This window comes from Roseicella aerolata (assembly GCF_020523605.1).
GTDB classification, from domain to species: Bacteria; Pseudomonadota; Alphaproteobacteria; order Acetobacterales; family Acetobacteraceae; genus Paracraurococcus; species Paracraurococcus aerolatus.
Window position 1 is genome coordinate 1 of sequence record NZ_JAJAQI010000080.1, and the last position, 10,605, is coordinate 10,605.

General features: G+C 70.8%; 8 protein-coding genes and 1 tRNA gene. 5 read left to right on the plus strand and 4 right to left on the minus strand.

The features are described 5' to 3' along the window. Window positions 1–116 precede the first annotated feature (116 nt). Window positions 117–1,196 (minus strand): tyrosine-type recombinase/integrase, encoded by a 1,080-nt coding sequence (locus LHA35_RS26665; protein ID WP_226614110.1) that lies wholly within the window; start codon window positions 1,194–1,196, stop codon window positions 117–119. A gap of 182 nt (window positions 1,197–1,378) precedes the next feature. Here LHA35_RS26665 and LHA35_RS26670 point away from each other — a divergent pair. The 3 genes from LHA35_RS26670 (at window position 1,379) to LHA35_RS26680 (ending at window position 3,286) form a co-directional block, all read left to right on the plus strand. Next, a tRNA-Lys gene (locus LHA35_RS26670) sits at window positions 1,379–1,469 on the plus strand. Window positions 1,470–1,572: 103 nt separating this feature from the next. After that, window positions 1,573–2,253, plus strand: a complete 681-nt coding sequence (locus tag LHA35_RS26675) for an NIPSNAP family protein (protein ID WP_226614112.1) — start codon at window positions 1,573–1,575, stop codon at window positions 2,251–2,253. A gap of 10 nt (window positions 2,254–2,263) precedes the next feature. Beyond that, a complete protein-coding gene (locus LHA35_RS26680; protein WP_226614113.1) occupies window positions 2,264–3,286 on the plus strand; it encodes an amino acid ABC transporter substrate-binding protein in 1,023 nt (340 codons plus the stop codon). On the opposite strand, the gene LHA35_RS26685 is transcribed toward LHA35_RS26680, so the two are convergent. Both LHA35_RS26685 and LHA35_RS26690 read right to left on the minus strand, forming a co-directional pair. Then, window positions 3,193–4,029 carry a lytic transglycosylase domain-containing protein gene (locus LHA35_RS26685; RefSeq protein WP_226614115.1) on the minus strand — a complete coding sequence of 279 codons (837 nt, stop codon included), beginning with the start codon at window positions 4,027–4,029 and terminating at the stop codon, window positions 3,193–3,195. The two genes, LHA35_RS26680 and LHA35_RS26685, sit on opposite strands and share 94 nt — an antisense overlap. A gap of 389 nt (window positions 4,030–4,418) precedes the next feature. Then, entirely contained in the window at window positions 4,419–5,198 is a 780-nt protein-coding gene (locus tag LHA35_RS26690) for a winged helix-turn-helix domain-containing protein (protein WP_226614118.1), read from the minus strand. A gap of 207 nt (window positions 5,199–5,405) precedes the next feature. Between LHA35_RS26690 and msrP the strand changes: the two genes are divergently transcribed. Continuing rightward, complete coding sequence (gene msrP / locus LHA35_RS26695; RefSeq protein WP_226614122.1) at window positions 5,406–6,332, plus strand: protein-methionine-sulfoxide reductase catalytic subunit MsrP; 927 nt, start codon at window positions 5,406–5,408, stop codon at window positions 6,330–6,332. Between the two features lie 91 nt (window positions 6,333–6,423). On the opposite strand, the gene gltX is transcribed toward msrP, so the two are convergent. Beyond that, window positions 6,424–7,833, minus strand: coding sequence for a glutamate--tRNA ligase (gene gltX, locus LHA35_RS26700; protein WP_226614124.1), 1,410 nt, complete (start codon window positions 7,831–7,833; stop codon window positions 6,424–6,426). Between the two features lie 256 nt (window positions 7,834–8,089). Here gltX and LHA35_RS26705 point away from each other — a divergent pair, with 256 nt between their 5' ends. Next, window positions 8,090–10,189, plus strand: coding sequence for a ComEC/Rec2 family competence protein (locus LHA35_RS26705; protein ID WP_226614127.1), 2,100 nt, complete (start codon window positions 8,090–8,092; stop codon window positions 10,187–10,189). The last annotated feature ends 416 nt before the right edge of the window (window positions 10,190–10,605 follow it).

The window sequence follows — 10,605 nt, forward strand, 5'->3', positions numbered from 1 at the left end:
GTCCAGCACCAGCCGGACTGCCCGCTCCCGCACCTCCGGCGAGTAGCTCGCCGCCGTCTTCTTCGTCATGGCTCTATCCTCTCAAGAGATAGTGCCTCCGGAAAAGCCGGTGCGGTTCAGGACCGGCGGAAGTCATGGATCCGCCAGCCCTCGTTTTCCGCCTTGGCCGCCAGCACCGCCTTTATCGTGGAGAAGGTTGTAAGGGCCTTGCCGGATCGCGGGGCAGGGAAGACAAGCCCCGCTTTGGGTCTTCCTGCTGCCTCATGGCGCGCGCGGAGAATGTCGAGGGCGAGCGGGTGCAGATGCAGCCGGTGCAGATCGCCGTTCTTGGTGACAGAGCCGCGCTGGAGCCACTCGGCGCCGTCAAAGTCGATGTCAGCCCAGTCGAGCTTAGCCGCTTCGGTGCGGCGGCAGGGCATGGCTATCAGAAAGCGCAGGTAGTCCCGGTGAACGGTTTGGAACTTTTCGGCCTCTCCGGCCACCTTCCACAACTGGGCCAGGGATTCGAGCTTCATGTAGTCTTGCCTGGCCGGCACGGCCTTGGGTCGCCGGTCCTTACCAATCAGACCGCAGGGGTTCACGGCGATCAGCCCCTCATCCCGGCACCAGTCGAGAAAGCGGGAGAGGGCGCCGAACCTATGGCGGGCGGCGCCGGGCTGTTCCGCATTCACCCGCAACAGCGTGCGCAGATCGGCAGCACCGACATCCGCCACGGCTTTGCCGCCGGCCTTCATGTCGGTGATCGCGGCCTTTACGTGCGCCAGCTCGGCGGCGACATGAGCAGCTGACAGCTTACCTGGGCCGCGCAGCTTCGGCCGCTTCGGGAGGGCCTTGGCGTATTCCTCAGCCAGCCGGTCGAGGGTGCGGGAACGCTTTTCGGCACTCGCTGCGATCCTTGCCCTCCTCTCGCCCGCGATGTCCGTTCCGGTTTTCGCTTGGCCCTTCATGTCGCCGGCAGCGCGGCGGGCTTCATCAACAGAGTGGCTGTCCGGGGTGCCGATGGTGACGGATTGGGTTGGGAACCGCTTGCCGGTGGCAGGATCTGTCCCGCGTGGCTTGTAGTCGAAGCGCCAGGTCATGCCGGTGGGGTTCACCACCAGCGCCAAGCCCCGACACAGCAGGTCACCAATCATGAGCCGCTGGTCTGGCACCCGGCGGCGCGACGCGCTTTCGATGATCGCCTTGGTGATCTTCACCGGGCCTTCCCGCACCACCTTCATCGCCTCTGGACCCCTGACCGGACGCAATCACACGGCATTCCTGACCGGACATTGACCGGACACGAGGTGCGTAGGCAAGCGGAAACTCACGAGGGCGTGCGGTGATGGGCAATGCATCTAACTAGCTGTTATCGCTGACATAATCGGGTAGGCGCGGAGAGCAACGGAGCCAAGCGGAACCAAGCGGGACTGAGTGGCACGTGACTTTTAATCTCGTGGCCGTGGGTTCGAGTCCCACCCGGCTCACCAACCCGCCGCTTTTCCCCACCACCCCGGATTGACCACCCGGCGCGGCCATGCGCCACTCCCGACCCGTCGCCCCGCGCCGGGGCGCGAGGAGGGAGCGAGCGCCATGTTCATCGAGCAGCGGATCTACACCGCGCATCCCGGCAAGTTGCCGGCCTGGTTGAAATGCTATGCGGAGATCGGCGGCCCCGCCTCCTCCCGCACCCTCACGCCGCTGATGGGGATGTTCACGGTCGAGTTCGGCCAGATCAACCGCGTGCTCTTCCTGCGTGGCTTCGACGATATCGATGCGCGCGAGGCGGGCCTGGCGCGGCGCGACGCGGATCCCGAATGGCAGCGCTTCCTGCAGGCCAGCCGCGAGACCGGTGCCCTCGCGGCCCAGGAAGCCAAGCTGTTGAAGACCGTGCCCTTCTCCCCCATCCAGAAGGTCGGCCAGCCCTTCGAACGCAAGATCGAAGGCGGGCAGATGTTCGTCGACCACCGCACCTACGACTTCGAGCCGGGCAGGATGAATGCCTGGATCGAGGCCTACAGGGACATCGGCAAGCCGGTGCAGGACCGGCTGCTCGGCCAGCTGCTCTTCTTCGCCGTCACCGAATGTGGCCCGATCAACCAGGCCGTCTTCGCCTGGGCCTATTCTTCGCTGGGGGATCGCGACCGCCGTCGCGCGGCCATGATGGCCGATCCCGGCTGGGCCGAGTTCCAGAAGGCGACCGGCTCGCTCGGCGCGCTGAAGGCGCAGACCACCATGGTCCTGAAGCCCGTCCCCTGGTCCCCGATCCGCTGAGGGTCCGCTCATGTCCTTCCTGCGCTGGCTTGGTGCCGGCCTGCTGGCCATGGGCCTCGGAACCGGGGCGGCGCAGGCGGGCCAGACACTGGATACGGTGAAGGCGCGCGGCACGCTGAACTGCGGCGTCAATGTCGGCGTCGCCGGCTTCTCCCTGCCAGACAGCCAGGGCGTCTGGCGCGGCATGGATGCCGATCTCTGCCGTGCCGTCGCCGCCGCCCTGTTCGGCGACCCGGGCAAGGTGCGCTTCGTGCCGCTGACCGCCGTGCAGCGCTTCACCGCGCTGCAATCCGGCGAGATCGATGTGCTGATCCGCCAGACCACCCTGACCATGACGCGCGACACCACGCTCGGTCTGCGCATGGTCACGGTGAACCTCTATGACGGCCATGGCTTCATGGTCCGCAGGGATGCCGGCGTGACGGAACCGAAGGGCATGGATGGCATGACCATCTGCCTCTCGCCCGGCACGACGAACGAACTGGTGACGGCGGACTGGTTCCGCGCGAACGGCCTGCGCTTCACGCCCCTGCTGCAGGAGCGGATGCAGGACAATGCCCAGGCGCTGCAGGCCGGGCGGTGCGACGCGATCGGGACGGATGCGACGCAGCTCGCCGCGCTGCGCAGCCAGTTCACCCGGCCGGGCGACTTCGTCATCCTGCCGCAGCGCTTCTCGAAGGAGCCCTACGGGCCGGTGGTGCGGCGCGACGACCAGGAATGGTTCGATGTCATCCGCTGGACCGTGAGCGCCCTGATCCAGGCGGAGGAGCTGGGCGTCACCAGCGCGAATGCCGAGGAGCTCCGCCGCACCAGCCAGAACCCCGACATCCGGCGGCTGCTCGGCGCCGATCCGCTGCTTGGCCAGGCGCTGAAGCTCGACCCGGCCTGGGCCAGCAACGCCATCCGCGCCGTCGGGAATTACGGGGAGCTGTTCGAGCGTCATCTCGGCCCGAAGACGGCAATCGGGCTGGAGCGCGGGCTGAACCGGCTCTGGACGGAGGGCGGCCTGATGTATTCCTGGCCGATGCGCTGAGCCGCGGCGAGGACCGGCGCGGCGGCGCCGATACGCGGGATGGGGGCGGCGCGGTACGCGTCGAGCCCCCGCCCGCTGCCATTCACGCTGGGCATCATGGATGCCCGGTCCGCGCCGTTGCCGAGCATGGCGCCGCCGCCCGGAGCGATCACCGGCACCGGCGGGGAGGGGGCAAGAGCCGCCAGCGCCGGGGCCGGCCGGCCCTGTTCGGCGAGCCAGGCGGCGGAGACGCGCGCGCGATAGGCCTCCGCAAGGTGCGGAGTCTGGGAATGGTAATGCGCCGCGGCCTGCATCCAGTCGCCGCGGCCCGCCGCCTGCAGGGCCGACAGGAAGCGCGCGGCATAGCGGGCATTCGCCAGGGGGTCGAAGGCCTCCTCCAGGCTGGCGAAGGCCGCCGGGTGGTGCCGCAGGTTCACCTGCAGGCAGCCGACATCGATGGAGCGCACGCCCTGCGCCTGCAGCGCGCGGACGGCGGCAATCGCTGCCGCCTTGTCGGGGAAGAAACTGCCGCGCCCCTCGGCATTGATCGCCCAGGGCCAGGGGGCGATGGTGCCGGTGGCCGGGTCGCGCCGGCCGCTCTCCACCCGCCCGATGGCCGCCAGCAGGCGCGGCGGAATGCCCTGCTCCCGCTCGGCGCGCGCGATGGCGGCACGGCAGAGCTCGGCAGGCTCCGGCGCCTGGGCCGGGGCGGCGACGGGCAGCAGAAGCAGCAGCAGGCCGCAGGCGAAGACGAAGGCGCGCATGGTCCCGATCCCGGCGCCCGCGAAAGGCGGGAGCGGTCCGGCTCAACGCAAGCGGCATGCCATGGTGGTCGCTCGGCGCGGGTCCGGCGGGTCGTGCCAGCCCGCAGGGGCGCCGACCTGCAGCCGACATCGGCGGAGGCCGTGGATATGCGCCAGCATGCCTGCGGGGCAGCATTGCGTGCGGCTCATCTGTCGCGCGCAGCCCGCGCCGGAGGCGTGCAGGTGGGGATGGCGGCCACCCCAGCTGGCGCAGGTCAGGCGCCGCAGCTGCGTCGGAATGCGACAGCGGCCAGCCTCAGTCCTGACGTGCGGCCGCCATCGGCGGCCGAGGCCGCAGGAATGTCCCGGCATTCATGCGGGAGGCTACGAGGCATGCCTTACGGCAAGGATCAGGCATTCGCCTGCATGAAACGCGGGGCGCGGCGGACCCAGCCGCGCGGGGCCGGCTCGGCTTCCGGCTGGCGGGCCTTGCGCGCCTCCTCGATGGCCGACTGGGTCGGCTCGAACACCACATAGCCGCGGCCCCAGACCGTCCGGATGATCTCCGCCGCGCCGGCAGCGGCCAGTTTGCGCCGCAGCTTGCAGACGAAGACGTCGACGATCTTCGAATCCGGCGCCTCCGAATCGGCATAGAGCCGGGTCATGAAGCGCTCCTTGGTCAGCAGCACGCCCTTGTGGAGCATGAGGGTCTCGAGGAAATCGAACTCGCGCGCCGTGAGGTTCACCCGCATGCCGTCCACCATGACCGCATGCTGCTCCTGGTCCAGGGTGACATTGCCGCAGACCAGCTCGGCGCAGGTATAGCCGCGGGCGCGGCGGGCGGCGGCCTGCATGCGGGCATGCAGGACGGAGAGGCGAAGCGGCTGGAACAGCACGTCATCGGCGCCGGCATGCAACACCGCCTCTTCCTCTTCCGCCGCGGCATGGCCGGCGCAGACGACGATAACCGGCAGGGTCATGCCGCGGCGGCGCAGGTCGCGCAGCGCCGGCAGCAGGGTGCGCAAGGGCTGACCGATGCGCAGCAGGACCAGATCATAGGGGCCGCTCAGCGCGACGATGGAGGGCAACTCGGCGATGCTCTCCGCCGCGTCGCAGAGCACGCCATGCCCGCCCAGCGCGGCCTCCAGCTCGGTGGTCGGGGCGGTGTCAGAGGCAATGGCGATGCGCATGCGAACTCCAATGCATACAACTGTTTGTGTTAGTCACATGATAGTGTGGTGCGTTTAGAATACAATCATAAAGTGCGCTAACGCGTGAGGTGATCGCCTTGCGTCACAGCGGGGCCTGCAGGGGCGAAAGGGCAGGGCAGCCGCGCCGTCCTGCTTGACGGCGGCCGGAACCGATCCCTTCTGGATCCTGCGCCACGGAGGTCTGCGATGCTGATCCAAATTCCGCGCGGCTGGGAGATCCCCGAGCGCGACGTCACCCCCGAGCCCCTGGCCTTCGGCCGCCGCGCCGCGCTGGCGGCTCTTGCCGGCACTGGCATCGCGCTGCCCGCCGCCGCCCAGGAAATCCCGGCCGCCACGCGCAACCTGCGTTATCGGGGGGAGCGCGACATCACCGCCGAGCGGGAGGCGACCACCTACAACAACTACTACGAGTTCGGAACCGACAAAGGCATCCACCGTGCCGCCCAGCGCCTGCCGCAGCGCCCCTGGACCCTGCGGGTGGAGGGGTTGGTGGACCGCCCGCGCGAATTCGGCATTGAGGACCTGCTGAGGACGATGCCGATCGAGGAGCGGGTCTATCGGCTCCGCTGCGTCGAGGCCTGGTCCATGGTGGTGCCCTGGACCGGCTTCCCGCTCGCCGCCCTGCTCGAGCAGGTAGGACCGAGGACGGAGGCGAAATACCTGCGCTTCGAGACGGCGGCGCTGCCGGGCGTCATGCCGGGCCTGCGGCAATCCTGGTATCCCTGGCCCTATGTCGAGGGCTGCACCATCGAGGAAGGCATGAACGATCTCTCCTTCCTGGTGGTCGGGGCCTATGGCAAGCCGCTGCCGCCGCAGAATGGCGGGCCGATCCGCTTCCACCAGCCCTGGAAATACGGCTTCAAGGCCGGCAAGTCGCTGGTGCGGATCAGCCTGGTGGCGGAGCGGCCGAAGAGCTTCTGGGAGGCGATACAACCCTCGGAATATGGCTTCTGGGCCAATGTAAACCCGGAGGTCGCGCATCCCCGCTGGAGCCAGGCGACGGAGCGCGTGCTCGGCACCGGCGAGCGGATCCCGACCCGGCTGTTCAACGGCTATGGCGAGTTCGTCGCGGGCCTCTACACCAACCTGCAGCGGGAGCGGCTCTGGACATAGCAGCGCTGCCCGGGCGTGGGGTGGCCAGGCCGGCCGATGGCGGCCGGCCCCATCCTGACCCTCCGCCGTCGGCGGCGGAGCGAGAGAGGCCCTATTCCCCGGCCGCCGCCAGGATGCGATCCATCGCCTCGGTCCGGCCGAGCGCCCAGAGCACCGCATCGATCGGCGGGCTCTGCGTGCTGCCGGACAGCGCGATGCGCAGCGGCTGCGCCACCTGGCCGAGCTTCACGCCCTTCACATCGGCATAGTCGCGCAGCCAGGCCTCCAGGTCCTTCCGCTCCCAGGGAGCGTCGTTGAGAAACTGCGCAAGGTCGGCGAGGCGCGCCTTCGCCTCCGGCGTCAGCAGCGCGGCGGCCTTGGGGTCCATGGGCGGCGGCCCCTCGACCGCGGCGAAGGCGGCGGAGGAGGCCAGGTCCTCCAGCGTCTTCGCCCGCTCCTTCAGCTCCGGCATCAGCGCGCGCACCCGCTCCGCGCCCAGCGTGCCGAAGGCAACGCCGTGCTTCGCCAGCCGCGCCAGCACCTCCCTGGTCAGCCGCTCGTCCTCCGCGCCGCGGAGATAGACGCCGTTCAGGTGCAGCAGCTTGGCATAGTCCATGCGGGAGGCCGCGCGGCCGACGCCGTCGAGGTCGAAGAGCTGGATGGCGCGGTCGCGCGGGATCACCTCCTCATCGCCATGACCCCAGCCGAGCCGCATGAGGTAGTTGCAGACGGCCTCCGGCAGGAAGCCCTGCTCGCGGAACTCCAGCGCGCCGACCGCGCCGTGGCGCTTGGACAGCTTGGCGCCGTCCGCGCCATGGATCAGCGGAATATGGGCGAAGCGCGGGCGGTGCCAGCCCATGGCGTCATAGACCATGCACTGGCGGAAGGTGTTGGTGAGGTGGTCGTCGCCGCGGATGACATGGGTGATGCCCATGTCGTGGTCGTCCACCACCACCGCATGCAGGTAGGTCGGCGAGCCATCCGAGCGCAGGATGATCATGTCGTCGAGCTCGGTGTTGGCGACACGCACTTCGCCCTGCACCAGGTCCTGCACCACCGTGTCGCCGCCGGCCTGGTCCGCCCTGGGCGCCTTGATGCGGATGGCCGGTGCCACGCTCGGCGCGTCCTTCGGATCCATCGTCATCCAGCGGCTGCCGTCATACTTGAAGGGACGCTTCGCCGCCTCCGCCTCCGCGCGCATCGCCGCCAGCTCCTCCGGCGTGTCATAGGCCAGATAGGCGCAACCCCTGGCCAGCAGCTCCCGCGCGACCTCGGCGTGGCGCGCCTCCCGCTGGCTCTGGAAGACCGGCGGCTCATCGGGGCTGAGGCCGAGCCATTCCAGGCTGTCGAGGATCTGCTGCACCGCCTCCTGCGTGCTGCGCTGCCGGTCGGTGTCCTCGATGCGCAGCAGGTACTGGCCGCCATGGCGGCGGGCGAAGAGGTAGTTGAAGAGCGCAGTGCGCGCCCCGCCGATATGCAGGTAGCCGGTGGGAGAGGGCGCGAAGCGGGTACGGACGGACATGGTGGTGCTTCCAGGCTGCGCCGCGCCGCGGCGCCGTGTGGGGGTGCATCCCTAATGCAGAACCCGGCTTTCGGGAAATCGTCCCACTTCCCGCGAGTCGTTAGAGCTGCTTTGTATCGATCACGTTTTGTCAAGCAAAGGCTGTTCTTGACTCCCGACCATCGCTTTCTGGTTGAGGTGCCCGAGTCGCTCCCTGTATGCGACTCGGGTGTCAATCACGCTGTCCAGTCCCAGCGCGGCATGGCGCGGCCGGCCCTTGCCGGCCGTCGCAGGCGGGCTCGCGCTGCTTGCGGCGGAGCGGGCGCGGCTTGCGCCCTGGCTGGCGGTCGCGCTGGGCGCCGGCGTGCTGGCCTATTTCGGGCTGGGGCAGGAACCGCCGCGGGCGGCGCTCTGGCTCGCACCGCCGCTGCTGGCATTGGCCTTCTGGGTCGCGGCGCGGCGGCCGGTGCTGGGATGGCTGTGCGGCCTGCTCGGCGCTGCCGCGCTCGGCTTCGCCGCCGCGCTCTGGCATGCCGGCTACCAGCCGCCGATGCCGGACCTGCCGCGCGGTGCCACCATCATCACGGCCCGTGTCGTCGCCGTGGAATTGCTGCCGGAGGGACAACGGCTGACGCTTGACGCGCCAAGGCTGGACGGTGGCGCGCCACTGGAACGCCATCTGCGGGTCCGGCTGCGCGCCGAGGATCCGGCCCGGCCGCGGCCCGGCGACCTCGTCCGGATCCGTGCCCTGGTCCGCCCGCCAGTCGGGCCGGCCTATCCCGGCGCCTGGGACTTCCAGCGCGCCGCCTGGTTCTCCGGCCTCGCCGGCAGCGGCTTCGCGCTCGGCCGGGCAGAGGTGACGCCAGGCGAGACGGGCGGCCCGGCACTCGCCGGGCTGCGGGCGGAAATCGAGGCCCGTGTTGTCGCCGCGGTGCCCGGCCCCGCCGGCGCGGTCGCCGCCGCGCTGCTGACCGGCGGGCAGAGCGCCATCCCGGCGGCGGACCTCGTCGCCATGCGGGACAGCGGGCTCGCGCATCTGCTCAGCGTCTCCGGGCTGCACATCACCATCGTCATGGGCCTCAGCTTCGGGCTGCTCCGGCTGTGGCTGGCGCTGGTGCCCTTCCTGGCGCTGCGGCTGCCCGGCAAGGCGATCGCGGCGGTGGGGGCGCTCGCGGTCGGCGGGCTCTACCTCGTGCTGACCGGCTCGCAGGTGCCGATGCAGCGCAGCTTCGCCATGGCGGCGCTGGCGACATTGGCCCTGCTGACCGGGCGGCGGGCGCTCAGCCTGCGGGCCTGGGCGCTGGCCGCGGCGGCGGTGCTGCTGGCGCAGCCGGCCGCCATCCTCGGCCCCAGCTTCCAGATGAGCTTCGCCGCCGTCCTGGCCCTGATCGCGGGCTGGGAGTGGCTGCGGCCGCGCCTGCCGAAGGCCGGACCCGGTGCCGCGCGCTGGCGCCGGCGGCTGGCGCTGGCGGCTTTCGGCATCATCGCCACCTCCGTTCTGGCCGGCCTTGCGACCACGCCGGTCGGGCTGCATCATTTCGGCCGCTTGCAGCTCTATGGTGTCGCGGCCAATGCACTCGCCGTGCCGGTCACCTCGCTGCTGGTCATGCCGGCCGGCATGGCGGCGGTGGCGCTGATGCCTTTCGGCCTCGAGGGGCTGGCGCTGGCACCGATGGGCTGGGGGGTGGAGGCGATCCTGGCCGTCGCCCGCTGGGTGGCCGGCTGGCCCGGCGCGGCCCTGCTGGCGCCGCCGATTCCGGCCTGGGGCCTCGGCCTCTGCGCCTTCGGGATGCTGTGGCTCTGCCTTTGGGGCACGGCCTGGCGCATGCTGGGTGTGCCGCTCATCCTGGCCGGCCTCGCCAGCGGCGCCTGGCAGCGCCCGCCCGACATCCTGGTCTCGGCCGATGCCCGGCTGATCGGGCTGCGGGCCGGTGAGGGGTTGGCGATCCAGCGCGTCTCAGGCGCCTCCGGCCTGACGCGCGAGAGCTGGCTCAGGCTGTTCGGCGCCGCCGAGGCCGCGGCGCTGCCGCGGGAGGGCGCGCTCGCAGAGGAGGCGATCCGCTGCGCCCCCGGTGCCTGCACCTACCGGCCGCTCGACGGCGGGCCGGCAGCGGTGCTGCTGCGTGGTGCACCACCGGCCGAGGCCTGTGCCGGTGCCGCCCTGGTCGTCTCGGCCGAGCCGGTGCGCGGACGCTGCGGCGCGCAGGTGATCGACCGGTTCGCGGTGTGGCGGAACGGCGCGCATGCCGTCTGGCTGGACCCGCAGGGGGTGCGCGTGCTGAGCGATCGCGCCGCACGGGGCGCGCGGCCCTGGGTCCCGCCCGTGCCGGTGCCGCGCGGCACGCCTTCCCAGGATCCGCCGGCGCCGGTCGAGTAGGGGAATGCGGCATGCCGCCTGGCTGTCGGCGGCGCTGCTGTTCCTGCGGGCGCTCGGCCTGCCCTGATGCGCAGGGCAGGGGACGCATATGGCAGACGGCGGCACCACGAGCACTCGGCATGTCGCGTCGCTGCCTTCGCGGCCGGCGGGCCAGCCCAAGGCAGGTCAGGCCCGGCCGGGCGCCGCCGGGCCCCGCCCATGCCAGGCGTCGGAGCGCCTTGTATCTCTCAGTTGGCAGCCGGCGGTGAGCCGGCGAGGCTGACGATGGACGGGAGCCCGTGCACGCCTTGTATCTCTCAGTTGGCAGCCGGCGGTGAGCCGGCGAGGCTGACGATGGACGGGAGCCCGTGCACGCCTTGGGTGGCCGAGCCCGCTTCTGAGCTGGGGACCCCGTCCGTCGTCCCATCCGGGAACCC

Coding starts and splice junctions, on each gene's coding strand:
- LHA35_RS26675 (WP_226614112.1), top strand. CDS start 1,573: ATGTTCATCGAGCAGCGGATCTACACCGCGCATCCCGGCAAGTTGCCG.
- LHA35_RS26680 (WP_226614113.1), top strand. CDS start 2,264: ATGTCCTTCCTGCGCTGGCTTGGTGCCGGCCTGCTGGCCATGGGCCTC.
- LHA35_RS26685 (WP_226614115.1), bottom strand. CDS start 4,029: ATGCGCGCCTTCGTCTTCGCCTGCGGCCTGCTGCTGCTTCTGCTGCCC.
- LHA35_RS26690 (WP_226614118.1), bottom strand. CDS start 5,198: ATGCGCATCGCCATTGCCTCTGACACCGCCCCGACCACCGAGCTGGAG.
- msrP (WP_226614122.1), top strand. CDS start 5,406: ATGCTGATCCAAATTCCGCGCGGCTGGGAGATCCCCGAGCGCGACGTC.
- gltX (WP_226614124.1), bottom strand. CDS start 7,833: ATGTCCGTCCGTACCCGCTTCGCGCCCTCTCCCACCGGCTACCTGCAT.